General features: G+C 40.5%; 28 protein-coding genes and 1 pseudogene. 7 read left to right on the forward strand and 22 right to left on the reverse strand.

What is annotated here, in order from left to right; translation table 11 throughout:
- Positions 1–192: pentapeptide repeat-containing protein (locus tag UH38_RS18870; protein ID WP_045056243.1), on the forward strand; the 192-nt coding region annotated here is incomplete at its 5' end.
- Positions 193–750: 558 nt separating this feature from the next.
- Here the strand turns inward: UH38_RS18870 and UH38_RS24940 are convergent.
- A complete protein-coding gene (locus tag UH38_RS24940) occupies positions 751–1941 on the reverse strand; it encodes a PDDEXK family nuclease (RefSeq protein WP_052672450.1) in 1191 nt (396 codons plus the stop codon).
- A 105-nt stretch (positions 1942–2046) separates the two neighbouring features.
- Between UH38_RS24940 and UH38_RS18880 the strand changes: the two genes are divergently transcribed.
- A complete protein-coding gene (locus tag UH38_RS18880) occupies positions 2047–2631 on the forward strand; it encodes a hypothetical protein (protein ID WP_235355351.1) in 585 nt (194 codons plus the stop codon).
- 32 nt (positions 2632–2663) lie between these two features.
- Here UH38_RS18880 and UH38_RS18885 read toward each other — a convergent pair whose 3' ends face one another.
- Together UH38_RS18885 and UH38_RS18890 are read right to left on the reverse strand one after the other, a co-directional pair.
- Positions 2664–2966 (reverse strand): HigA family addiction module antitoxin, encoded by a 303-nt coding sequence (locus tag UH38_RS18885; RefSeq protein WP_045056244.1) that lies wholly within the window; start codon positions 2964–2966, stop codon positions 2664–2666.
- Between the two features lie 26 nt (positions 2967–2992).
- Positions 2993–3286 (reverse strand): type II toxin-antitoxin system RelE/ParE family toxin, encoded by a 294-nt coding sequence (locus UH38_RS18890; protein WP_045056245.1) that lies wholly within the window; start codon positions 3284–3286, stop codon positions 2993–2995.
- Between the two features lie 236 nt (positions 3287–3522).
- Here UH38_RS18890 and UH38_RS18895 point away from each other — a divergent pair, with 236 nt between their 5' ends.
- From UH38_RS18895 to dgt, 4 genes are all read left to right on the forward strand, one after another.
- Positions 3523–5586, forward strand: a complete 2064-nt coding sequence (locus UH38_RS18895) for a GNAT family N-acetyltransferase (RefSeq protein WP_052672451.1) — start codon at positions 3523–3525, stop codon at positions 5584–5586.
- Positions 5587–5703: 117 nt separating this feature from the next.
- The gene (locus tag UH38_RS18900; RefSeq protein ID WP_045056246.1) at positions 5704–6183 is read left to right on the forward strand and encodes an ASCH domain-containing protein; all 480 of its coding nucleotides are present in this window, start codon (positions 5704–5706) and stop codon (positions 6181–6183) included.
- A 297-nt stretch (positions 6184–6480) separates the two neighbouring features.
- Positions 6481–6960: a GFA family protein gene (locus tag UH38_RS18905; RefSeq protein ID WP_045056318.1), complete on the forward strand. Its 480-nt coding sequence runs from the start codon at positions 6481–6483 to the stop codon at positions 6958–6960.
- Positions 6961–7331: 371 nt separating this feature from the next.
- Positions 7332–8594: a dGTP triphosphohydrolase gene (dgt, locus tag UH38_RS18910; protein WP_045056247.1), complete on the forward strand. Its 1263-nt coding sequence runs from the start codon at positions 7332–7334 to the stop codon at positions 8592–8594.
- A gap of 36 nt (positions 8595–8630) precedes the next feature.
- Here the strand turns inward: dgt and UH38_RS18915 are convergent.
- The 16 genes and pseudogenes from UH38_RS18915 to UH38_RS28305 all read right to left on the reverse strand — a co-directional run.
- A pseudogene (locus UH38_RS18915) lies at positions 8631–9065 on the reverse strand (GUN4 domain-containing protein); the annotation flags it as partial.
- 460 nt (positions 9066–9525) lie between these two features.
- Positions 9526–9948, reverse strand: a complete 423-nt coding sequence (locus tag UH38_RS18920; protein WP_045056248.1) for a hypothetical protein — start codon at positions 9946–9948, stop codon at positions 9526–9528.
- Between the two features lie 42 nt (positions 9949–9990).
- Positions 9991–11865: a site-specific DNA-methyltransferase gene (locus UH38_RS18925; protein WP_045056249.1), complete on the reverse strand. Its 1875-nt coding sequence runs from the start codon at positions 11863–11865 to the stop codon at positions 9991–9993.
- Positions 11866–11888: 23 nt separating this feature from the next.
- Positions 11889–12074 (reverse strand): hypothetical protein, encoded by a 186-nt coding sequence (locus tag UH38_RS18930; RefSeq protein WP_045056250.1) that lies wholly within the window; start codon positions 12072–12074, stop codon positions 11889–11891.
- A gap of 5 nt (positions 12075–12079) precedes the next feature.
- Positions 12080–14962, reverse strand: coding sequence for a DEAD/DEAH box helicase family protein (locus tag UH38_RS27385; RefSeq protein ID WP_200892517.1), 2883 nt, complete (start codon positions 14960–14962; stop codon positions 12080–12082).
- A 215-nt stretch (positions 14963–15177) separates the two neighbouring features.
- On the reverse strand, positions 15178–15390 hold the full coding sequence (locus tag UH38_RS18940) for a hypothetical protein (RefSeq protein WP_045056251.1): 213 nt from the start codon (positions 15388–15390) through the stop codon (positions 15178–15180).
- Positions 15391–15791: 401 nt separating this feature from the next.
- Positions 15792–16292 (reverse strand): hypothetical protein, encoded by a 501-nt coding sequence (locus tag UH38_RS18945; protein ID WP_045056252.1) that lies wholly within the window; start codon positions 16290–16292, stop codon positions 15792–15794.
- Between the two features lie 48 nt (positions 16293–16340).
- Positions 16341–16763 carry a hypothetical protein gene (locus UH38_RS18950; protein ID WP_045056253.1) on the reverse strand — a complete coding sequence of 141 codons (423 nt, stop codon included), beginning with the start codon at positions 16761–16763 and terminating at the stop codon, positions 16341–16343.
- 38 nt (positions 16764–16801) lie between these two features.
- A complete protein-coding gene (locus tag UH38_RS18955; RefSeq protein ID WP_045056254.1) occupies positions 16802–17215 on the reverse strand; it encodes a hypothetical protein in 414 nt (137 codons plus the stop codon).
- A 1411-nt stretch (positions 17216–18626) separates the two neighbouring features.
- The gene (locus tag UH38_RS18965) at positions 18627–19037 is read right to left on the reverse strand and encodes a DUF4087 domain-containing protein (RefSeq protein ID WP_063124294.1); all 411 of its coding nucleotides are present in this window, start codon (positions 19035–19037) and stop codon (positions 18627–18629) included.
- A 202-nt stretch (positions 19038–19239) separates the two neighbouring features.
- Positions 19240–19467: a hypothetical protein gene (locus UH38_RS18970; RefSeq protein ID WP_045056255.1), complete on the reverse strand. Its 228-nt coding sequence runs from the start codon at positions 19465–19467 to the stop codon at positions 19240–19242.
- A gap of 13 nt (positions 19468–19480) precedes the next feature.
- The gene (locus UH38_RS18975) at positions 19481–20044 is read right to left on the reverse strand and encodes a nuclease A inhibitor family protein (RefSeq protein WP_045056256.1); all 564 of its coding nucleotides are present in this window, start codon (positions 20042–20044) and stop codon (positions 19481–19483) included.
- Between the two features lie 233 nt (positions 20045–20277).
- Positions 20278–20625, reverse strand: a complete 348-nt coding sequence (locus tag UH38_RS25555; protein ID WP_045056257.1) for an SH3 domain-containing protein — start codon at positions 20623–20625, stop codon at positions 20278–20280.
- A gap of 42 nt (positions 20626–20667) precedes the next feature.
- Complete coding sequence (locus tag UH38_RS18985; protein WP_045056258.1) at positions 20668–21426, reverse strand: L,D-transpeptidase; 759 nt, start codon at positions 21424–21426, stop codon at positions 20668–20670.
- A 348-nt stretch (positions 21427–21774) separates the two neighbouring features.
- Entirely contained in the window at positions 21775–22527 is a 753-nt protein-coding gene (locus UH38_RS28300) for a hypothetical protein (protein ID WP_200892518.1), read from the reverse strand.
- The gene (locus UH38_RS28305) at positions 22421–23221 is read right to left on the reverse strand and encodes a DNA cytosine methyltransferase (protein WP_072044952.1); all 801 of its coding nucleotides are present in this window, start codon (positions 23219–23221) and stop codon (positions 22421–22423) included. The genes UH38_RS28300 and UH38_RS28305 overlap by 107 nt, the downstream gene beginning before the upstream one ends.
- A gap of 50 nt (positions 23222–23271) precedes the next feature.
- Here UH38_RS28305 and UH38_RS28310 point away from each other — a divergent pair, with 50 nt between their 5' ends.
- On the forward strand, positions 23272–23442 hold the full coding sequence (locus tag UH38_RS28310) for a hypothetical protein (protein ID WP_160295995.1): 171 nt from the start codon (positions 23272–23274) through the stop codon (positions 23440–23442).
- Between the two features lie 56 nt (positions 23443–23498).
- On the opposite strand, the gene UH38_RS18995 is transcribed toward UH38_RS28310, so the two are convergent.
- The 3 genes from UH38_RS18995 to UH38_RS24950 are packed head-to-tail and all read right to left on the reverse strand — an operon-like array spanning position 23499 to position 25500.
- A complete protein-coding gene (locus UH38_RS18995; RefSeq protein WP_052672454.1) occupies positions 23499–24002 on the reverse strand; it encodes a hypothetical protein in 504 nt (167 codons plus the stop codon).
- On the reverse strand, positions 23999–24916 hold the full coding sequence (locus tag UH38_RS19000) for a hypothetical protein (RefSeq protein WP_045056259.1): 918 nt from the start codon (positions 24914–24916) through the stop codon (positions 23999–24001). The genes UH38_RS18995 and UH38_RS19000 overlap by 4 nt, the downstream gene beginning before the upstream one ends.
- On the reverse strand, positions 24916–25500 hold the full coding sequence (locus UH38_RS24950; protein WP_052672455.1) for a MarR family transcriptional regulator: 585 nt from the start codon (positions 25498–25500) through the stop codon (positions 24916–24918). Before UH38_RS24950 ends, UH38_RS19000 begins: the two co-directional genes overlap by 1 nt.

A 25500-nucleotide genomic window follows, 5' to 3' on the forward strand; every position in this document is an offset into this window, starting at 1 on the left:
AGAGCAAATCTTCAAGGAACAGACTTGCAAGAAGCAAATCTTCAAGGAGCAAAATTAGACAAAGCGAAGTATACAGATGGGAATACTAAGCCAGCTACTTGTAAAAAATATAATTTGGTAGACCACCCTTGTCCAACAAAGTTTCCTAAAACATTTAGCCCTAAAACAGCAGGTATGACACTTGAGCAGTAACTATTTACAAACACTTCATAGTTAGCAGAGCCTCTATAATTGGTGCATACATATTAGCATGAAGTAAAACTTATTAAAAGTTTCACAAGAAGTTAACCCTCTGTCTAGTAAGCGAGTTATTTTAATCGCTCAAATTGAACTGCCTTATTGATTGCAAACCGAGTAGTTTAAAGAAGTACCTTACGTAGAAGTTATTTATGCAAAACTAGCTTTCTATTAAGGCATAGATATTTAGCCCAAATCAGTAGCACTTAGTAACATTTAGCGATTAAGTAGGAGTATTAATAGCAGTTTTCAAGCGTAAAACTGTCAAGTATTTAGCTTAGTTATACGTGACAAGTATTTCATCAATAATCTAGCTTGACACTTAACCTTAAAAAGTAGTCGTGATTTCGATTCTGTCGTGAGAATGCAAACGGCGCTCAAGGTCTAGCGCTTGAACGCTTGGCAGCTTAAGTTTCTACCTAGAACTGATGGAGTGCGTTAGCGGAGCTTGCGCTTAGGGCGATATCAACAGAGGCAGTTGCGGAGCGTACTATGCAAGTGAGAGGGCAAATTTCAAGCAGGTCTTCTAGGGCATTTTGCTGTCTTATGAGATTCCAAATTTGTAGGCTGAACTTTTACACCACAGTAAGGGCAGTTTGTTAGTGAGGGTAACGGGCGGGGGTCTGTAGTATTTGATGATGATGTGGACGAAACTGCCCTTCTTGCTGCACGAGCAGCCCCACGACTCCGAGCGCGAGTTTTTGGCAACGATATTACAGGTAGCTGCGGTCTGACTTCAATTTGACCATCGGCAAGGTTGCTAGGTTGTTGCAAATATGTATCGCGGTAGTCGTTAGTAGCCATATCCTCTGCCTCGCTTTGAGTCCATTGCCTCATAGGTTGCAAGTCAGGAGTATTAGCGAACTGATTCAACACGGAGGTATCCCCTAGAACTGATGCGATCGCTTGGGCAATAGTCTTGCAGCAGCTTTGAGGATGGCGAACAACTTGTTCCTCGCTAAAGCGGATTACAAGCCAGCCTCTACCTAGAAAAAATTTGTTTCGATTGTCGTCTTTCCAAGCTTCTAGAAAATGCGTAGGCTCCTTGGTGTTGTAGGCGTATGGCTCATCTACCTCAATATCAATATATAGGTTCAGTGAGGAGTCAATATAAGTGAAGTCTGGGGTGTAGGGATGGTCAAAATTTGGAATTCTAACTACTAGCCCAGAGTAAATCTTGCTTGGAAAGTACCGCCTTAGATGATCGCCAAACCTAGCTTCTGACCAACCTCGTGTGGCAATACTGCGATCGCCATCATGGGGGCTTGTCCGACTGAGAACATCCCGCAGCAGGTTATAGCGAAATTCATCAATCCGCTCAGGGGTTTGAGAGGCTGTGTTTTCCTCTTCGTGCTGGCGCTTTTTACGATCATAGTCTTCAAGCTTTTTGGGGTAATCACTAACTTCGCGCTGATAATCGCGCTTGCGTTGAGGATAGGTTTTGATTTGCTGCCATGTCTGAAATGCGATCGCTCCTGCGGCAGAAAGGAACGATAAGAATCCCAGACCTGCACTACCTGAAGACATGGCAGCGCTGAATACTATAGCTAGTGCTGCTTCTATGGCGACGAGCAGATAGTTAATTTTTTGCGGTTTTGCTCCTGGCTGTTTGGGTGTTGGCTCAGTGAAGGTGGGTATCGGTGGAAGCGCTAACTTCGCTCGTTGAATTGATGATGGAATTAGGATGATAGGGAAGTCGCTCATAGGGTGCGATCGCGGTTTGTGGCTCTGGACGTAGTTTTTCCTACGGCTCTAGTTTTCCCAAAAATTGGAGGGCGATCGCATTAGTTCTAGGGGATTTATGATGATTTGGTTGGAACTAGAGTTTATCTTTTGGAAGCCAATCAACTCGATCTATTTGCAGACATTGCGCTCCCTAAGAGTGCCTGCAAGCCAGAAAGCCTATGTATGGATGCGGAAGCGCTAGTACGGTGGAAAACGAAAATTGCGGCGCACCAGCAACGCACGAAAGAAAATCAGCTTGTGCAGGGGACTTTGTTTGATGTAGCTAAGGCGCACATTGACCCCGACAAGATAGACCCTTTCAACCTCTGCATACATCCAATGTCGTTCTATCGCTTACCAGTGGACAGTCCAGGCGCGGCTTGTATTTATTTTGTGCTAGATAGTGCTGTCGAGTTAATTTTGTACATCGGTGAGACGTGTAGGAGTAACAAACGATGGCAGGGAACTCATGACTGTAAAAGGTATCTAGATAACTACCAAAGTCTGCATTACCAGCATGGGCTTTCATCGGCAATCAACATGGCGTTTTGGTGGGATGCGCCTGTGCAAACTAAACCAAGGCAGCAGTTAGAGTTAAGCCTAATCCAGAAGTGGCAACCGCCTTTTAACAAAGAAAACTGGCAGAGATGGAGTCAACCTTTTAGATAGTAAGGGGTTTCTATCATTAGCTCTGTAACTTTCTATAGTTTTAGCGGTTCAATTTTTTCTATCTCAGCAGCTTCCTTCTTCTGTGCGTGATACAAATCCCATCGCAATTGCAGATTTAGCCAAAAGTCAGGTGACATTCCAAAGAATTTAGCTAAACGTAGCGCAGTTGCCGCCGTGATGCCCCTTTTTCCGTTGATAATCTCATTGATTCGTTGATAAGAAACTCCAATTCCTTGAGCTAGAGTGACCTGCGTTATGTTTAGAGGCTCTAAAAACTCCTCCTTCAACATTTCTCCAGGATGTGTCGGAACTCTATGAGTAGGAATGCGAATCATCTTAGTTGCCTGCGAATAAGTGTTTCTTAGTGGTAATCAACAATTTCAACCTCTACAGCACCGTTTTTTGTCCAAATAAAGCAAATGCGGTACTGGTCATTGATCCGAATACTGTGCTGACCTATGCGATCGCCTTCTAAAGCTTCCAATCTATTGCCTGGTGGAACGCGCAGATCGTTTAGTTCAACGGCAGAATCGATTTGGTCTAACTTTCGGAAAGCCACGTTAAATAAGGTTTGAGGGCAGGTTTTACGCGCAGACTTAGTATTTTCGCCATTAAAAATATCTTCAGTACCTACGTCCTTGAACGACAATATCATACTAACACCCTATCACGGTTATCATGCTATCGTGCTACAGTGTAACAATCTTAGTATCAGTACGTTTGTACTAAACAAATAATCCACCTCGCATCCCCAATCAAAATGAAAGGCGACCAGAATAAAGGATGTTTGTCAATTAACTTGCATCTAAGTCCATTTTTTTACAACATTTATATCGATTTCATTAAGTAAACTAAACTTTATAGCAATCTTTTAAAAAGTAATTAATACTTGTGGAAAGAAATATTCGGATTGAGGTAATTGATAGCAACTCACCTCACTTGGAAGCAGTCATCACACTTGGAAGAACAAATGCAAAAACGCTGGGTCAGATGCCACAGGGTGCTTTCCTAGATTATGCAGCAAATAAATGTGTCGTTGTTGCTTTGTCTCCAGAGGAACAGTGTGTTGGTTACTTGATGTATCGAATTTCTAAGCATATAGCTTGCATTGCTCATCTTTGCGTTGATAAGGACTGGAGAGGTAAACACGTCGCCAAGCAACTGATTAACCACTTGATTGAAGAAACAAAAGAGTTAGATGGAATCAAGTTGTCCTGTCGCCGTGATTATGGATTAGATAAAATGTGGTCATCTTTCGGATTTACACCCCGATCTGAGAAACCTGGTAGAAATAAAGCTGGAAAACTCTTAACAATTTGGTTCTTAGAGCATAAGCGTCCAAAGTTACTAACGCTGCTTGCGGAGCAAGCAATTGGTACTAAATTGTGTGCTGCTATAGACACCAATGTATTCTTTGACTTAGATGAGGATAATACTAATCGGCAAGTAGAAGATTCTAAATCGCTAGCTGCTGACTGGTTACAGTCAGAGGTAGAGCTTTGCCTTACCGATGAGATAGATATTGAAATAAATCGTTGTGCGGATGAGATTCAACGAAAGAAGCTACGAGCATTTGCTTCAAATTTTACACGTCTTAGTTGTAGCCATGAAGAGTTTCAAATAACCTGTCAAGCTCTTGAGCAGTATTTCTTTGAATGTTGTGGAAGAATGGCAGAAAATGAAGCTTCAGATATGAGGCATTTAGCGAGAGCAATTGCAGCAAAAGTTCAATTTTTTATCACTCGTGATAGGGGAATTCTAGATAAAGAAGATTTAATATACACAAAGTTTAACGTATTAATTCTTCGACCTAGCGATTTAATTATTCGATTAGATGAGCTTTGTAGAGAAGTTGATTATCAGCCTATTCGTTTAGCAGGTACTTCAATTGAAAAACGGCTGGTTCAAGCAGGACAACAAAAAAAACTAGCTGACTCTTTTCTATCTTATAAAAATGGAGAAACCCTAAGTGAGTTTCAACATCAACTACAGAGAGCGATTGCTGACCCAAATTGCTTTGAATGCTATGTTGTTCGTGACGAGCAAGAAGATCCGCTAGCATTTATCATCTATAGTCGTCAGTTACCCTATGAACTCAAAATCCCGATGTTCCGTATTCGGCGTAACTATAAGTTTTCACAGACTGTAATAAGTCATCTGATTCTATTATCTATCAAAATTGCGGCTAAAGAAAATCGCCAGTTTACACGAATTACAGATGAATATTTAGACGAGAGTACGGTTCAAACACTGATAAAAGATTGTTTTATTCGAGTTGAAAATGAATGGTTGAGAGCTAACTTGGCAGTGGTTAAAACAGCGTTAGAACTATCTAATTACTTAACTCAACTACCCTCTGAGTTAGAAACAAAGTTTATGAAGGAAGAAAGTCACTTCTCTAATACTTTCAAGAAGCAAGACTATAGTTTTTGTCAACAATTTGCCACAGCTTTGAGCGAGCTAACGACCATTAAGGATGCTCGATTAACAACAGAGATTGAGCGCTGTTTGTATCCAGCCAAAATTATTGATGCAGAAATTCCTTGTTTTATTATTCCAATTCAACCACAATGGGCGGAAAATCTGTTTGATGAGCATCTTGCTAGGCAAAATATTTTTGGTGCTAATAAGGAAATTGCTCTCAGGCGCGAAGTTGTTTACTATCGCTCTAAATTAAACTCTGGCGAATTAAAAGCTCCTGGTCGAATTTTATGGTACGTTAGTCAAAACAAAAAAGTTAAGGGCTACTATCAAGTACAATCGATACGTGCTTGTTCAAGATTAGATGAAATTATTATTGACACTCCTAAAAATCTCTTTAGACAGTTTAAAAGACTAGGAGTTTACGAGTTTAAAAATGTATTTGAAACTGCTAACAAAGATTTAAACAATCAAATAATGGCAGTCCGGTTTAGTGATACTGAGCTATTTAGTAATCCAGTTCCATTTAAGTAGTTGCCGGAAATATTAGGTAAAAATATTCAATTGCAATCTCCACAAAAAATTTCTATGGGATGCTTTAAAAAGTTGTATAATCAAGGAATATAAAAATCATTGTGGAAGTAAACCATAGTGGCGAATACAATAATATTATTATCAATAAAACCAGAATATGCTAATAAAATTTTTGATGGAATGAAGGTGGTCGAACTACGTCGCATTCGTCCTAAGCTTGAAGAAGGTGATTTGGTCATTGTCTACGCATCATCACCCAAAAAAGCTTTAATTGGTGCTTTTGAAGTCGAAAAAGTTGTGCAAAAACCTCTTTTAGAACTTTGGAAAGAGGTAAAAGAAATTGCAGGCATATCTTATAAAGAATTTCGTTCTTACTATAAAGGGTTATCAGTAGGATGTGGAATTTATTTAAACAAAACTCATCATTTCTCGCAACCGATTGAGTTAGAAAGGTTGAGGCAAGAGTGGAATAATTTTCAACCACCGCAAAGCTATCGCTATTTAAAACCTAGTGAAGTTAATTTTGTTGAAAGTATAACGCAGTTCAACATTGGTGAGTTTGCTACTTTCTATCAAATGACGCTTAATGTTTTTTAATTATGTAAATCTTTTATATTAATAAGCTTATGAATACAGAAATATTGCTAATGAATCAGTTATTAATTAATCTAGAATATGATAGTAGATCAATAGCATTGTATTAAAACTCAATAGAGGGGAAGCGATTAGGCAAAGCCCACACTACGCGATCGCAGATGGGGTATTTATTAGTAAGGAGATCGCTAAAAGTAGATAAGAAGGCAATATTCTTATCATTGTCATCGAATGCGATTAAATATTCAATACTTCTGAACAACCACGCAGTATTATAAATAAAGAACAAAGACGGGTATGATGGACGATTGGAATTTACCCTGGGAAGGTGGATGCCGTTGCGGACAGGTTCGGTTTAAGGTAAGTGTCCCACCTTTGCTGACGATGGCTTGCCACTGCACAGGTTGCCAGAGAATGACCGCCAGCGCTTTTTCTTTAAGCATTGCGATCCCCAGCGCAGGATTCTCGATACTGACAGGTGAGCCAACGACTGGTGGCTTACATGGGGCGACACGACATTACTTCTGCCCACATTGCATGAGTTGGATATTTACCCGACCCGAAGGAATAGACGAATTTGTTAATCTACGTGCAACCATGCTAGATGAGACAGCAGGGTTCGTTCCTTTCATCGAAACTTGGACGCGGGAAAAGCTACCCTGGGCGACAACCCCAGCGGTTCATAGCTTTGAGACGCTGCCTGCTTACGAAGACTATGCAGGACTGACAGAAGAATACGCCAAACAAGCGTCAAAACCTGCATTCAGGAGTGCAGATTGAAGGCTTTGCCAATCTTTAAAGTAACAAGTGTGCAGTTAGGGCTGATTGAAAGGTGGCGATCGCTGCTTAATAAGGAAAATTGGTCTTTAGCAATAGCACATGGCAATATTTAGCTGCCAAGTAAAGCGATCGCCCTGTCATCAATACGCTTACCTTAAGAACGGAGCTACTTTATCACTAGCTGCTTGAAAACCTAATTCTATGGGAATACTTAAAACAAGATCCCGTGTTGAAAGGCTTGTTGATTATTCGCATTCCTAACAATGCCTTAAAGGTGTAGAGGAATAGGAAGCACAGATTGAGGATAGAATAGCTCATTTGTCTAGGTTGAGCAATGAGGAAATAAAGATTATTTGAGGAAAGTGATTGCTATGTACGACCAAGAGTTATGCCATTTTGCCCAAGAGTTAGAGCAACAAGTTAAAAAATTTCAAGAGAGAGAACACAAAGAGCCTGATAATGAACGTAGCGTAGATAGAGACGAATATAGACGTGATTATGCTAGAGTTTTATACTGTTCTTCCTTCCGCAGATTACAAGGCAAAATGCAGTTATTAGGAATAGATCCTACTAACTTTTATAGAAATAGATTAACTCATAGCTTAGAAGTTGCACAAATCGCTGGTAGCATAGCTAGAGATTTAGGATTAAAAGCTCCTATTGTTACTGAGACTTGTTCATTAGCGCATGATTTAGGCAACCCACCTTTTGGTCATGCAGGTGAAAGAGTCTTAAATGAATTATCCCAAGATGTCGGGTGTTATGAGGGCAACGCTCAAACGTTCAGAATTCTTCGACATTTGGAGAAGAAAAGTTATGCTTTTTCTGGATTAAATCTTACCTTAAGGACTCTATTAGGGGTTACAAAATACTTTTATAGGAAGAATCATAATCCTAAGAAATTTTTGTACAACGAAGATTATGATTTTTTACAAAACCAGATGGACGAGAAAAATACTTATATCCAAAAAAGTATTGACGTTCAAATTATGGACTTAGCTGACGAAATTGCTTATGCTGCTCACGATCTAGAAGATGCTATTAGCTTTGGACTTGTGAGTTTAGCTGAGATAATGCACGAGTTTAGTATTAGTAGTGAGTATCAGTCTGCTAGTGAAAGCTTTAATCAAATCGCTCAAAAGTCAAGAGAAGTAGCAATGAGGGCAACACGACTTGATACATCAGAAGAATATTCATTCCTTATTAGAAAAGAATTAACATCAAACATTGTTTATACACTGATGTGTGATATTGGGATAACGGAGCATGAGGGTTCGATAAAACTTGGGTACAAAAGTTTAAGCAAATTAGCTGAAGGACTCAAAAAATTAGTTTTCAAAGCACTCTTAAGGAAGAAAGATGTTCAGCTTTATGAAAAGCAAGGCGAACGAATTATAAAAGGTCTTTTTGAGGTTTACACAGATTCAAACTTTAATAGAAGCTTATTATTATTACCACCAGAGTTCAGAGCGCTTGCTAATGAGAAACCAAATGATGAGAAAACACGAAAGCGAGTGGTTGTTGACTATATTGCTGGCATGATGGATTCGTTCGCAGTTCAAGAGTATCAGAGATATTTCGGTTCATCATCCCTAGACAATATTTATGAAAGACATATTTATAAGGTAGTTTGAATTTCCCCTAGAACTGGCAGGGTGCGATCGCTTCTTTCAAAAATCTTCATCGCAGCAGTCAGCAAGTTTTGACTTCAAAGAAGCAGCCCAGCCTATAGGCAGATTTGACTTAAAAAACGGTGCGGCTGGCAGGTGTCCAGCAGTAGCATTTAGGGTGAAGGTGAGAGCGGAGTATTGCAGCCAACTACCATGTGAGCGCCAACCAACAGCATCGCTGAACTGACTGTAATTCTCTCCTACGCTTTCCCAAATTTGGCTTTGAGGGGTGAAGCCAAAGCGTCCCTGGCTGTACTGCATCCATAGACGGTCGATAGAAAGCAAGTCTTGACAGGGAAAACCCTCAATATCCTCTTCCCTGAGCCAACCTGCGGTGACACGACGAGCTATTTTCAACATTACGGCTCCAGTTTCCTCATCGGCTTTTTGCCACTGACTAGATGCTAGTAAGCTGTATAGAAGAGTGTAGTCTACACCTACAGATGAGAGTAGTTAGTTGCGTTCCGACATTCTTTTCCCTAGTAAATTTGATGTCTCGTCACATTTGCAAAAACTAACTCTTTATTGCTTAGGCTATTAAAGCCAAATTAATCATATAAAACACAATATCAAAAGACCAATTTGTTTATAATAAACTTATTTAAATGAAGCTCTAGATGGATTAGCACCACTATACAGAAGTATAAAGCAGGAAGGCATCGGTCGCTATAGATTTAGATACTGTTGTAACAATATACAGTTTGATATATTTTCTGATTGACTAAATTCCATTTCAACTATTATTTGTAGTTTTATTAAAAAACTTTTCTTTCATCTTGGCTGTTGAACGCGGCATTTGCATTAATACTAAATTAAACTTAGAATATCTCAGTGAAGTATGCAGAGAAGGCAGGAAACTAAACGACTATGGTTGCCTAATTTCTTCTATACATACTTACTTATAAATGATTGCTCGACGTATTCTTCCCTTGGAGTCTTTAAACTTCCAGCCATATGATCTTGAACCATCAAAATTGCCTAGTATTTTGATCCTTCTTTCATTTAAATAGTGCTGCAATACACCACATTCTGCATAACTTGTACCTTGGCAATTATCTTTCCATTCCAACATTGACCTAAATTTGAAAACTCCTTCTCTTGTCTTAAAATCCTCGCAACTTCCATGCGCCCAAGATGCTATCCTTACATTAGCAGGCTTTCCATCAATACTTCCCTTTTGAATTTCTTGCTGATAAATTCCTCCGCATTCTGCACTAGCAGCTTCAGTTTTAATTAATGAAAAGCTACAAGCCAAAAGTATTGATAAAGAGATGAGTTTGAGAAAACTTGTATTTTTAGTTAAGCGATGATTCTTCATGAGATTTACCCTTTAGTGTATTTTCCAATCTGAGACATATTGCTACTTCACTTCCACCGTTGCACTAGCATCGTTACCAAATACATCGACTAGACGCACTGCAATTGTCCGTTTTCCTGCTGGAAGTTCCAAACTCTCAGCTTTTGTTATCACTGTTTTGGTTTGCTTACCATTGCCCCTAATGGCTTGCCACATTGAGCGAAAGGTTTTACCGTCGTAGTCCCAATCAATTGCCCAATAGTCAATGAGGGCAGCAAAGTTATCTTTGATAGCTTTTCTCAGTTCTGCTTTTTGTTTGTCGTCAGAGATGGGAAAGTCCATTAATACATAACGGTCAATGCTAATAGAAATTGTCACATTTCCATTCCCAGCGTCTCTCACCTCCGGTTTACTCACCCGTAGATAAGGCTTTTCATGAAATACAATTTTGTCCCGCAGATTATCTAATTCATTCTCATTTTTGGCTTTCTTCAAGTAGTTATAAATTTCTGGAGGAATGGTCAGGGTCTTAATCTCTACCTTTAGCCTGTCACTCAATGCTTTCTTGCGGCTTTCTAGTTCAGTGCTGAAGTTGTAATCATAATCCCAAGCCAGGACTACCAATGTTTTGTAACCCGTACCATCAAGTACCTGAGCATCCTGAGCTAATTCAATGACTTTTTTAGCAGTGATAGGTCGGTCGGGGTAGCCTACATAAGCTAGCTCAGGATCGTTATCATCGTTAGTGAGAATGCCAAGGTCGGGGCGATCGCTTTTTGGTTCTGCACCATACAGCTTGAGGATAATCTTTTGCATCTCATTAATTTTGCTACCAGACAGGTAAATCATATGGCGCTGGTAGTTACCAATGTTCTCTAGTAGGAAGGGTTTAGCATCTTGGTTTACTAGGCGGTTACGAGAGACTTGAATGCCTACTTTGTCTAAGTTGCAACCAATCCATCGGCGATTTAGACGTTCGGCTACAGCTAGAGTAGTTCCTGACCCTACATAGAAATCTGCGACTAAATCTCCTTCATTAGAAGAGGTTTGGATAATACGTTCAAGGAGGGTTTCAGGTTTTTGTGTAGGGTATCCTAGACGTTCTTTAGCTTGTGAACTTAATGCAGAAATATCATCCCAAATATTTTGTATTGGAACTCCAGGCATTTCATCAAGGTAGCGCTTATAACGCGGTACAGTTCCAAACTTAGTTTGAATAATTCTACCCTCATCAATAAGCTGGTTCATTTTTTCTTGACTGTAACGCCAATGTCTCCAAACTCCCATAACCTCATAGTAGGGGTTGCCTTTAGCAGCACCTCCTGGTCCCGTAATGTCAGTTAATTGATAACGGCGACCGTTTTCATCAATGTGCTTATAAAAATCATCAATGTAATCTTGACTATAGCTAGTATATTGAGTATTAAAAGTATAATTTTCGGGATTTTTTGTATAGTAAAAAATTGTATCTGAAATGTTGCCATAAGCTTTGCGACCTTGTTTTCCATCACTATGAGCGTTGGCGCGTTTCCAAACAATTTCATTACCAAACCTATCTGCACCAAATACCTCATCTAGAATCGGCTTCATATAGTGCGAAATATGCCAATCTAGATGAATGTAGATACTACCATTATCATTAAGTAGGCGTTTCATTAATTGCAAACGAGGATAAATCATGTCAAGGTAGGAATCTATTCCTCCTTCCCATGTGTCCGTATATGCAAGTCTTTCAATAATACTTGCTTCTTTTTCTACTTGTTTTCCTTCAATTATCACTTGAATTGAGTAATCAGCACTGCTAACAAAAGGCGGATCTATATAGATTAAATCAACTTTACCAGCATAACCATTGGCTAGTAATGCTTGCATTGCTAGCAAGTTATCACCCCATATCAAACGATTCCACTTGAGTTTGTCCAAAATACTAACTGTCATAATTTAGCCATCAATTTATAAATTTATGCTGTCATTTCATCTTCAAAATTAGGAACAACAAATAAAGTTAAGTTTCTTTGATAATCTTGAAGATTAGGCATTACAATTTCAGCAGTTTGAAACTCAATGTCTTTGGGATTGGGGGCGCGTTTAGGCTTAGTATCCCAAACAAGCTTTACTGAATCTTTCTTCCGTCTTCTTTCACTCATAACTTTTACACCTGTAAACCTAATTCACCGTATAAATCAGCAGTTAACATTGCTGTTTCTTGTCGCATAATGGGTAACAAAGCATTGAATGAAGCTCCTTCATTAGCATCAAATACGCTCTGTTTCAAGATGATGTATTCCCACTCTTGAGGCTGACTAATTCCTTGTGGTGGTGACACTTTAGAAGCTGACTTGCACCATGCCATAGCAGCTTTAGCCTTCAGTGCCGTACTGGAATCAGTGATTAAATGATCGCCCTTAGTTTCAAACAGAAACATCTTCTGGGCAGTCTTGACTACGAAATCTGGTTCATACTTGCGTTGAATACCTCTGTCATCCCGCCATGCGATCGCAAGGTCATGTTTGCGATCCAACTTGGCAAATGCCAACACTTCAGGAGAAGGATTCAACAGCTTGGAGATTACCTGACGTTCAAATCCTCCCTTTTCTGACTGCACTGCTTGGTATGGGTAAATGCACCTCTGCACTGTCACCATATTCTTCTGGCGCATCAACAGACGTGGAACATCAGCCAAACTACGCCACACTGCCCCTGGTTGGTATTGCAAGTCATCACTTGCTTTAGCGATCGCAGCCCGAATCCGATCGCACACAAAATCAATCACCCGTTGACCGCCAAGCCCTTGAAAAACTTTGTAATTATCTGGGTCAGTAAAATCAATTTCCTCTCGCAATAAGCGGCGGCTAATATATTCATCAGTCAGTGCAGCTATTTCAGAAATCAAACTACTGAGGTGAGTAGTCTTCTTGGACTGAGTAACTGTACGAGCTACCCTTTGCAATAGGTAAAAGTAGTCAAAGTATTCGTTCTCCAGTTCCCAAGTTTTAGCCTTAGTCTCAGTCTCAACGTGGACATCAGTAATAGTTGTTTTCCCTGATATTTGCTTGAGGAAGTTAAAACTTTGTACTGGATAACTATCTAGAGAATCTATGTCAATCTCATTGAGGTTAGGAATAGGTGCTTGGTCATAGATTTGTACTGCCCAACTGATATTGTATTTGGCAGTTCGGTTAACATCGGCATCGACATGAACTAAGTCACCAGTGGCTTTTTTGCCTGAGCTATCGCCTGAAGCGATCGCATAGCCTTGTTCTCTAAGGTAATTTTCGTAGAAGTCTTTAAACTTGGGATGTTCGACTAAAAACAAGCAGTCAAAGGCATTACCAGGAGCTTCTCGGTTAAGCAACTGTTGTCGTGCTTCCCACTTTAAGTCTTGAATCTGCTCGTACTCTGGTTTATATGCAGGAAACATTAACCGCAGCCCACGCCCTACGATTTGCTCCAGTAGCAGATCGGCTTCACTTGCCCTAAGCATGACAATCACGCAGATATTAGTACGGTCAAACCCTTCTCGTACTGATAGAACAGAGACAACCACTTGAAGAGGGTCATTATCATCGTCAATCTTCTCCAACTTTGCTGATGTCGCATCAACCAACTTTTGGGAGGCTGATGTTTTACCAGGCTCTTTAAGCTGGGAATGATAAACGGCAACGCGATCGCTGTCATAATAATTTCCCTGAATGTCAGCTAAAGAGTTAAAGTGTTCTCCTACTAAATCAGCAACCTCAGTTTCTTCTGCTAGCACTAGCATTACAGGCTTGCGGTTGATACCTTGAGCTTTAAATTCCTCTGTCAATTGCTCTAGCTTGGACTTGCCAATCTCCAGCATGACCTTCTGACCAGGAGATAAACCTGTTATGTTACCTCGCCTTCTTCCTTGGGCTGGCTCTCGCACTGCTCTAAAGTCTAAATCTTCTAAATTGACTCCCTGGCGCTGCTCTAGGAATAGCTGCTTAACTAGCATATCGGATGAAGCTTTGCTTAGGTCGTAATCGTAGACAATGTGAGGAAAGTAGTCTTTCTTATCGCCGCTACCGTAGAAAGGAGTTGCACTAAAATCAATTTGCTTAAATACTCGATGATCGGCTGACCCATGAAGCTCTAGCTGTTGCTGGTGCAAAAACGTCATAAACCTGCGCCAAATCAATTCCTCATTTTGTCCAGTTTTGGGATTAGGGCGCTTATCTGCATGGACGTGATGAGCTTCATCGTTCAAGACGCAGATATCGGGATATTCAGTCAGTAAGTCTGCAATGATTTCCGCTTTAGGGACTTCCTCACATTCACCTACCCATTCTTCCCATAGACTTGGCTCACTTTTATCAAACCGGAACTGCTGCCAATTAGTTACTACTAGGAATGGTTCATCGGTGAGAGTAAGATTTTCTCTAAAATCGCTGGGTTCGTATAGCTCATAGTAAAAGCGGTCGCGCCACCTTGCACCAGGAGGCATAAATAAAGGTTTGTTTATATCTGCATTGCCACCTAACTTGACAGAATCTAAGATTCGCTTCTGTACTATCGCGCCAGGAGTAACGATTAAAAAACGTTGCGTGAAAGAGAGGGGTGAGGGGTTGCCATTTCCATCCCTAAGAATTTCATTATTAAGCGCATTAAAATAATGCCACACCAGTAGAGCATTTAGCACCCAAGTCTTACCGCTACCCGTCGCCATTTTCAAACAATACTTAGGAAAGGTAATAGGATTTAGCTCGTCCTGTAACACCTTTGACCTCGCTAATTCAGCAATTCGAGGCTCTCCTGGTGCAAATTCTTGGTAAAGCTGATAAGGGTTTTGAACACCTAAAATCTCGTGACAGTAAATGATCGTTTCAATTGCCTGTTGTTGACAGGAATGAAATTGTGGTCCTTCTCTTTCTTCCTCAAACCAGTACCTTAAAAGTTCTTCTGTGGTTGGAGTAACACCAGCCCATCCAGTATTCCGCCATCCTTCTACATCCCCTTGTAAAAGAGTAGGAATTAATAGACCTATGGTGCTAGCTTGACGTTTGACTGAAACCATTTGCTTTCCCTAAAATAATATTTGGGGTTATTAGTCTATTTTTTAAACTGCGTTAAGTATTTACTCCGCGATCAATCACCGCGATTGCCCAACTGTTATCGTCGAATAGATAAGTCTAAAGTAACTACAAACTTTTCTTGATTTAGCTCAGTTTTAGAACAATTTCATGAACAAGTTTGTTAGCTTGCGGTTAATTCACTAATAAATTTTTATGATTATTGACAGGTATAACCTTTGCCGTCCACAAAAACAGTAACAGGAGAATTCACTGGAACTACATCAGTAACCTGGGCAACTTCTGCACATTTTTTTTGAACAACTTGTTCTGGTGACTCCTGAGAAAGATTACTAAAAACAGAACTAAAAATACCGAGAGAGAGAAAAGCACCGGATACTATAAAAACAGGTTTTAAATTCTTTTTTTGCATCTGAACATCATCGAATTTATTTAAAATTAATCTACAAAATGTTTCAACTTAATGTATTTAAAATTTGCAGACTTTTAAAGTTTATACACCACAAGCTATATAATATTTCTTCTAACCCTTGAATGATAACCGAGAAAACCAGCAGCTAGGTAAAAAGACGAATATTTTTCCTAGAGAATTTACTGAAGACTTACTTTTATAAAGCAGTTAGAGTGTGGGGTTATTAATAATTTTTGAATTGATTGCATCTCAATTTGAGGACGCGATCACCTATACAGCCGTATCCCCTCTGTGTTAACAGAAGGGCAATTGCCTACAGAAAATACCAGTGTGCATTTCAGGGAAAGTGCAGTAATCTATTTTTGCAAATTGTGTTTATTTCGAGGTAAGAGTCAATGATTTTACAAACTACAGTATTGCTCTCCCCAATTTAGTTTTCTGTCACTTCCATCGTAATCCAAACATTCAAAGAACTGAACTTTCCCTTGGATTAAGCCCACTGAGTAACTCCAACCTGTTTGGTTTACGCCAAATGTAACTGAACCTACAGAATTACAGTTAGTGATGATCTTCGCTGCAATTGATTTTATGAATTTAGGTGAGTTCATTATTGACTCTGATGCTGCTCCCTCTAGTAAAAGCTCATATTCATGCGGACGAGCGGTAGGATGATCAGGATAAAGTTCTGAAACATCAGAAATACGGGTTATAACTCTAACATTGCGACGTGTCTCAATACGGTTTTGAGCAGCCGAGACAGTCGCAGTGCAACTAGAGTTTGCTTTTACTTCTTGAGTCTGTAATGGCAAAACTAAAAGCATTATTGTATCCAAAGCAATTAAGCCAGTAGTTATTAGTTTATGCATAGTAAATAATTTATTGGTCACTTTTATAATGCCCATCCATCACTCTTAACTCTCAATGAGTTAGAAAAACTGTATGATGCAAGTTTATGGGTTGCTAACAACGAATAGCCAAGTGATAAAAACTAGAATTACTAATAAACTTACTTGTCCAGTAAATAGCAACATCAACCCTACAACAGAAATAAAACAGTAGATTGCGTTTTTGGTTGAGTTAGCTTGGTCATTGTTAAGGATCGTTCTCTCAGTTATACCAGGGGCTATTTCCTGTTCTATAACATTTGCTTGTATTCCCGACAAAAACTTTTTAAGCGCTTCTTCTTTGTTTCTACCGACAGATTCGATATCTTTTCCTGATGCCAATGCTGAAATAATTTTAGCATTTCTTGAATGTTCAACAACAATACATATTTCTCGTCCTTCGTGACTTACTGTGTAGTGATTTAAGACCTGATTTGAAAGAGTTTCTACACTTGTTAAATGAAATAAGTAGTCTTCAACACTTCTCATTGTTTTTGCCCATAATAACTTGATATAAATTATTTTTATTACCTTTTCTTAATAGTTATGGTTGTCCATCCTTCAGAGTAGTTAGTTCCACAGGCATAGTCATATATACCAATGGAGTGAAAGTTGTAATTAGCAATCTCACCAGGAACAACGTCATGAATGCCAGATCCAACCTCATTGCTGAAGTGTACAGATTTTGCAGCGCAGTTAACTGTATAAGTGGTCTTGATGGTTCCTTGATTTTCGCGAGTACATTTGTCAGGTGAAGGAGATTGACGGCAATTCCACCATCGAGGAGTTAAGGTTACAATTTTTGCTTCATTATTGCCTAGACCAGCAGTAGCCACGACATCCTCACCTGAAATATCAGCAATAGATTGAGCGCCCGTAGAAGCTATTGACTGGGTAAATAAAAGAGTAAAGAATGTAGTGCCTAAGAGAAAATGCCTCATGATTTTTATCTTGTTTATTAGTTAAAAATAGGGAAAAGGTTACAAATATTTTTTCTAGAGAATTTACTGAAGATTTACTTTTATAAAGCAGTTATGCTACGGGGTTGTCGATCGCTTTTGGATTGATTAAATCTTAAGCCGAGAGCGCGATCACCCCCTATGTTTTGAGGACTGACTAAAAGCGGATTTGACTTTCATGAATCCAGCCCCCGCCGCAAGCGGTTGTAGAATACCAACTATCTTGAGGTTCTGGATAAACTTTTATTAATTGACGATTAGTAATTGTACATTTGACTCTGCCATTAGGAGATGCCCGAACTTTTGAAGGTGGGGCGAATACAATAACATTTTCAAAATTACCAGAGCCATAAATTTCACTACAAGCTAAGTAGTTTGAATTAACCCAACCTTCTAAACCATTTACTCAATTGTTTGGACCATTTATTACGCGCACGTAACTCCAAACTCCAGAGCCATATCTAAGCACTTCCACAGTGTTCCCATTATTAAGACCAGATTTTGATTTACCATTGGGAGAGAACCGGAGAGCTAATTGACCTGTTTGAATGTTAGTTACATTACAAGACACTCCTTGGGTTATCAAAAATGTTTCAGCAGCTTTAGTGTTTTCAGGAGTTATCGTAGTAGAAAGAGTAAAGTTTAGACCAACTACAAAGATCGATAATAGGGGTTTTCTGAGCAGAGATTCAATTAGATGTTTCATCTTTTTCAATTATTATGTTCTTTTTCTTTTAGGAAAGGTTACACCTGTCCCTTTTACTGCAAGTTGTCTTGATAGTTGCTACACTTAGTTGCTCGATCAACGGAAACCACTCTAGAATGCCGAATTCGCCATTTGTAATAGAGGCTGTTCTTCACCACTCTTAACCACGATTTGATATAAAACCGTCTGAAATAATCGTTCTAATACTGCCATACAATAAACACCACAATCATTAAAGAAGATTCCCTAAACTCCATCAGCTAGATGAAGCTTAATCAATGTTCTGTGTATCTCTCAGGGAAATATCACGGAACTTTAAACCCCTTTAAAAAAAACACTCGTAGTAACACTCAGGCATTCAGCACCCACTTCAGGTAGCAAAGTAATCCTACCCAAGTACAAAATATTGAACGGAGTATAAGGTGTACGCTGAAAATTGACGAAAACATTTTAAGGAGCAGTTTTATAACTAGAAAGCAGGATTCGATGTTTCAAGATAGTGATTTTGCTTCACTCAGCCGTCCAGATGCCGTAGACAGCGCCCAAGAGATAATCGCGCAAGTAGCAAAGCGCTTAAAGTGTCTAATGCCAAGATAGTTTCGCGGCATTCAGGAGAATTGTTTGAGTTATACAGGGTAAAGTTTTTGGGCTAGAGGTGATCGCACAAGATAAAAATGAGTATGCCTGCTATATTGGTTCTTTCAGCGAACGATCCTGACGACAAGCCTTCAATGGCTTTGCATAGGCACTTTTGATCTCTAGTATTTTGCGAGTTTGATGATTGACCCTAACTCTCATACAGGCGCACCCGTAACCATAGTGCTGATTTGTTTCTACCCATTGCTGCGGAGTGAAATCAGGTCGGCTACCTTCAGCTTGATATCCACCTTGTAAACCGATAGTCCACCTACCATGCCGATCAAATAACCAAGCATTGGCAGGAGTCGGGTTGACATACCAGCCGCAACGGGTTTCTAAACGCTTGCTTGCAGACAAAGCAGGTACATTGGTAGCGATTTGCACAACGATAAAAGTTACTACGACTAATAGCAGGTATTTAACAACAATTGAGCGAAGCCCTGTGGAGGTCTTATTCATATAATTGCAAGACTAAAATAATTTGTGGTTAAAGGCTCTAATTTTGTAGCACAAGCCAAAACCGAATGGTAAAGTTTGGCGGCGGCAAGCAATCTTTACCTATCTACTTCCTCATTCATCTGCTGGTCTTTCGGATATCAAATAAACTTACTGCCACTTTTGGATTCCTGAATCGTATTTATGTCAAGCATTAACGGCTTGTTCAAACAATCCAACTACCTCCTGGAGTTTTGATTACTCCTTCGGTAACTGCTTCAGAATATCCAGCATCAATTTCTACTGCTTGCAAGGTAAAAAGTGCTTCTTCTACTTGAGCTAAATGCTCTGCTGCCTCCTGCTTGGAGTCAGCTAGTTCATCCAAATAACCATAAACATTAGCAAGAGCAGTTTTGATTTGTTTGAACTGACTTTCAGAAATTGTTACTGCCATATTTACCTAATAATCAAGTTTCAATTGATATGGTTTGCAGACCGCTAACACCGCAAGCGTTGACACCTGTGATGTAAAGCTGAACTTGAATCGTGCCAACACGATAAACAGTCAAATCCCTAAATGTAGCTCTAAAGACTTTCTCTAGAACCCGATAACGCTTCGCGGCTTTTATCTGCTGCTCATCCATGCCTGGTTCAATTCTTGTTAATCTGTTGAACAGATCGTCAAAGCTCACTTGTTCGATAGGTTGTCCGGTTTGGCGTATCAGTTGCAGAAATCGTTGAGGCTTAGGCAACTTTGAGGTATTGGAGAAGGAGAAGTAGGTAAACGGGTAATCAGATTCACTTGGGTAAAGCAATCCCTCACTAGCTTTGAGTAAAAGCCTCATTTGAGCGGCGCACTTAGCATCATTTTGGCTAATTGGATTTACGGGTTGCGAATAAGCTACAGGTGTAAATGCGCTTACTTGTCCGACTAATAATATTAGGAATGGTGCGATCGCTTTATTAAAAGTTCTAGGGGAAACGATATTTTGTCTCAAAGTTGAAAATAATTCAAAACCAGCTTTAGGCATTTTAACCGTGCTTTAGCGTCAACCACTAAGTTTATTTCCAAAGCTAACTTTCACTTCAGTATTTTTGATAGTTTATTGTATGGATTTAACAACAATTTATATCTGCTTACAATCGTTGTCTCATCCAGCTTCTACATAATTAAAGGTTCTTGTCAGCTTTTGGTGAAAACAGGTGACAAGAACCTTAATTTGGGTTAAAAGTTGTTGGCAAGAGCAAGTTGCTATTTGGTATTTTATTGAGGATCTCCACAGACAAAATCGGCTCTCACCCAACCTTGATTTCCATTATGTAAAACTTTCCACCAGTAGAAACCATCAGAGCTATACTGTCCACCAACCAAACCCACCACATTCCCGTTAGCAATCTCTTTAACCTTTTTATATTGCTGTCCTGGACCAGTTCTTAGAGATAGACGACCATTTGAATTACGAGTACAGACATTAGCGTAGTTTTCTGTTCTATAACTCGATACTGTGTCCGTTCTTCCTAACCCTGGTCCTACCTGTGCTGTAACAGGTGACGCTGCACCTAGAATTAGTGTGCAAGCCATTAAAGTTTTAAGCCTTGAAGTTTTAAGCATGGTTTTATCCTTGTATGTAAGTTAAGTAAGTAGATACATTAATTACTGAATATTGACTTTGAGATATTTGGGTTGATAAGTGCGAACGTAGTTCAACACCTGATTAAGATCCTGTTTGTTGGTCAGTGCAACGCACCCCGATGTCCCGTCCTCGCCATTGTCTTTTTCAAAGGAAGGGTCATAGTGAATGCCTAGTGCTGAACGACCAGTCCGAAATAGAGGTTGTATAGGTAAGAAACGTTCTCCAGCTTCTGCAATAGTGCCAGGAATAGTTGTTTTAGAAATTTTGTAGTTCCCATCTGGCAAAGGCGCTTCTGTCCCTGCTCTATTGCGATTTCGATTTTGAGTATATGCCCGTCCGCTAACGGTAGTATAAGTACCAATTAGTTGCCCGTTAGCGTAGAGACGAAGTTGATAAAGCGGATTACCAAGCGCGTTTGTTCTTCCTGTTGGCTTAAGAGTTAAGTAGTTATCTGTGTTAACTGTTGCAGTTAGTTGTGCCTCAGAGTTATAGTTTTTCTGCTTTACTTTTTCTAATACCTCCTCGCTAGGTTGCCACTGTTTAGAAGAAAGCGGTTTTATAGATAAGAATTGACTACTTTCTGCCTCAGATTGGGTAGCTGGCAGTGGCTCAGAATTTATCAATTGTTGCTGATTTTTTGTCGAAGAAATCCCAGTTACCTGTAAATTTTTATTTTGCTCTACATCGACTATTTTTAATGATTGTTTCGATTCGCTATGAACGGCACAGCCCATAGACACAAGGCAACTAAGCAGAGCTAATGCTACTTTTGTAAGCATAAGGATTTATTTCTTTTTGCAACTTTCTTAGACCTAATTAATAAGGTCTTATGCTTATAGAATGACTTTCGCTAATACAAATTACCTCGGTGTAAATACCAAATATTAAAATGTAGAAATAATGAACTCAACCTAGATACAACTAAACTTTTGCTTTACCGAATATTCATATTTCAAGTCGATGGGACGTTAAATCGGGTGATAGGAGTAGAGTCAAGATACATGCAAACCAAAAATGGTTGTATTTTTTAAAAGTAAATATACTGAGACGCACTTTAGTTTATCCAGATGCCTGTGAAACAAACCGTATGCTGAAGGTTTTTATGTCCCAGGTAAACTTGTAGAGATTTAAGAAACCGTCTTATCGTTGCTTTGCGCCCCTTGGATAAAACTCAAAATTTGCTCTTGCGACCACCGACGAGCGATCGCAAGTTGCACAGCTTCCACCTTGTTTTTGGGTAAACTCACGGCGCAAGTGACATAGCCATTGTCAGATTTTGCAGTATCTCGCTTTTCTTCCCAGCGATAAGCGAAATACCAATGCTCATTATTTTCTGGATTGCGATCGCCTTCGACGCGGGGGTAGGTTGCGATCGCTCCACTTTTGAGCTTCTTGCTTTTGGTATAACGCTCTAGCCAACCGCTAGCTTTTCTCTTGGTCGGTGGTTTTGGTTCTAGGGGAAACGGATTACTTTGTTTATCCCCTAGAACTAGCGATCGCCCCTCTTCTGGTTCTAGGGGAATTACGGATGCGTATGAATTACCTTCCTCCAAAACTAGCGATCGCTTTTGTTCTGGTTCTAGGGGAAATGGATTATTTTGGTTATCCCCTAGAACTAGATTTGGCTCTTGTTTCAGTTCTAGGGGAATTACGGACTCTAAGTAATTAGAATCCCCTAGAACTTTTTTGTTACACTCCTTTTCGTCAGAGTTTGGTTCTAGGGGAATTAAGGGTGCGTATGAGTTGGCTTCCCCTAGAACTAACGGACTGTAATTATTTACAGAGGGAATTGAGGTATAGGACGCGGCGGAGGGCGATGCTTGCAACTCTGGGGTCAAGACAATTGCCGAGGGCAGCGCGTCTTGCTCTAATAATTCCATTGCCGCTCTTAATTCCTGGGGATTCGTCCAATCCAACGGCAGATTGTAGGTTTTCTCTATAAATTGGGGATTTAATACCTCTCGCTTCTCTAAAACCCCTAGTTTCTTCAACTGTGCTTCTAACCTGCTCTGTCCAGGGGGTCGCGCTTTCCCAGTCGAGCTTAAGGCGTTGGGAGACTCCAACCAGCAGTAACCGTTCTCTAATAAAGGGCGCTCCAAAGTGTCCGCTACCGACACAAAGCCATTGTGCATCATACCCGCACGACTGTAATGACCAGAGAAGATTGCTGAAATATGACCCAATAGGGTCGCCAGGGAAGTAGGGACAGGTGAGGAGTCCTGGGACATTTTCAATGGCGAAGAATTTGGGCTGAAGAATTGAGAGCGCTTTAAGGACTGCGCCGAAACAGTTCCGCTCGTCGCCTGCTCCTTTGCGTTTTCCTTGAAGACTAAAGGGCTGACAGGGAGGCGAAGCGGTAATAATGTCGATACCGACATTTTGCTCTTGTTGCCAACTTCCCCAGTCACAGTTCTTAATGTCATTGAGGACTTCGACCTTAAACCGTTTGGCGAGGATGTCGCGGCAGTATTCATCCCATTCACACAGTCCGACGAGTTCAAAGCCTCCTGTAATAAGTGAGGCAAGGGGAAAACCTGCGCCGACCCCGCTACAGAGGTCAAGTTGTACGAGCATTTTTCAAGGTCCTGATAAACTTGCCATGCGGCAAAAAAGGTTGATGTTGGATGTCTTATGCGATCGCAATTACCTGTGTCCCAGGCAATAGTTACGTTATTTGCATCAAAACTCTCAATTGTGCCGAAGTGCCATTTATTCCCTACGCGATCGCCTACAGCAAATCCCCTAGAACTTTCTATGAATCCCCTAGAACTTTTAGCGTGGTGTTGAGAACTTGACTCTATATCTAGTGGTTTAATCGCACTAAGAGGAACGCACCGCTTTTTCTTTGTAGTCATAATGGACCATCCTTTGTGTAGTCCGCCCCTAAATATTTCTGTGCCAACGCTTTTAACTTGACAGGATCGGCGTTGCTAGCCTCCCAATGTCTTTGTTGCGCTTCCAATTGTTCTGAAGCTGTGCGATCGCGCTTTCTCAAACTCTTTTCTTGAGCCAAAGCCTGAATATTAATCTGCTGGGTACGTGCTGTCTGTCTCCAGTCTTCTCGTGCGATCGCATCTAGCTGTTGACAAATCACTGCACTTATTCGGTAGTCGATGGAATCAGCTAAGGCTTCAGTATCCCAGTCGCTACCTGCTTTGCAGCCAGGATTGATACATCTGGGTAATTTATCGCGGTTATGCTCATACCCATCAATTGCTAAAGTTGCTAAATGTTGGTGAATGATTCCGGTATCGTGGCAGCAGAAGCACGTCCAGGTAGGCTGCCAAATTGCTGTTTCTATACCTGGCTCTTTCTCAGGTCGTAGCGGGTTGCGGGGCAGCTTTTTGATATTCATGATTCAGTCCCCCAAATCAACCCACGTTCGTCAGCCCAGTCTGCGATCGCTCGGCGCGTTTTGTTGTTGAAGCATTTTCCCAGCGCTACAAACCGAGGCACACCTTCGCGCATTTCTGCTAGCCAGTCATACCAGTCAGGGTGCTGCGTCCAATCTGTGCTGGCAACTTCTGCCGCCGCAGCTTCCGGTGTGGACTTGAACTGTGCGTACAATTCTTGCCAGTGTGCCTCGATCCATTTCAAAGGCAGTTCTGGCAGTTTGGGAAGTGCTTTGCATTTCTGTAAAGCAAAATTCAAAAATTTCTCTCTCTCGCCTTCTGAGAGAGTCTGTATAAAGTCTGAATAAGTCTTAATAGTCTGAGGAGCGCTGGAAGCTTTATCTGGCAATGGTTCTAAGTTTTTTGAGGGATTATTTAATCCCTCAGACGGATTAAATAATCTTTCTGAGGGATTATTTAACCCTTGCTGGGGATTATTTAGTCTTTTAGAGGGATTATTTAGTCCCCCGCCTGCCGAGGGCTGAGTTTGATGGCTTTTCTTTTGCTGTCTTAATCTGTCTGATTCTCTACGAGCGTTGGCAGCAGAATGGTTGTGACCTCCCCAAGCAGTAACGCGGTAATCATAAAGACCGTGTTTTCTTAACACGCGCATATCTTTCTCGACTGTTTCTGCATTAGCTCCAATTTTGAGTGCTATTTCAGCAGGGCTAGGAATTTCGTGGTAAACCTTCTCTCCGTCCGCAGTTGTGTCAGCGAAACTGTCTACCATCATTAGATAAAGCCAAAGCCTAAGTTGAGTTCCAGACAACTTATTGACGATTGCTATAGCTGCATCCTGATTAGAAATCATGAAGTAGCCTTCCATTTCTTTCTCCCCAAAACCTACTGGTCGCCCAATGTTGCGTGTCTTCTGCATCACACCACCTCCTCACCCGTAACCCTAATTCCGAAACTAATAATTGCTGCCTCAATGTTCACCAATGCCTCTAGCTCTCTAGCAGTTCCAAACAAGTGCAATCGTTTTTGGTGTTGTGGATAGAAGCTTGAGTAAACTAGGATTTGACCTAATGCAGCTTTCCAATCTTTGATAGCTTTTACTTCGGTGATTTCGCTGTTTGTTAGCAGATCGATTCTTCCGGCTGGCGTGGCAACCTCTACCAGCCCCCCTAGTTGTGCGTGGAGGCGATCGCGTACAGCTTTTTCTATGTATGTGTGCTGTATTCTATTAGGCGGTTCGCACAACCCAAGCTCTGCAAGGCGATCTATCGCTTTTTCAATAGTGCATGGACTTGTCCCAAGCCGTTTAGCTAACTCCTTTGATGTATGTTTGGAAGGTTTGACTTTTTCTAAATAAAGCCACAGCCGCCACTCTGCTGCGGTCAACTTGCTATCTATGGCGATATCAATGTCGGCAAAAGCAACCTGAGCAAAGCCTTGTTCTGGCTCAGTTATAGTTTCAACGGCTTGAGGTTTGTGTGTCTTACGTTTGAGGAGAGTCAT

Origin of the sequence: Aliterella atlantica CENA595 (genome assembly GCF_000952155.1) — a bacterium.
GTDB lineage: Bacteria > Cyanobacteriota > Cyanobacteriia > Cyanobacteriales > Chroococcidiopsidaceae > Aliterella > Aliterella atlantica.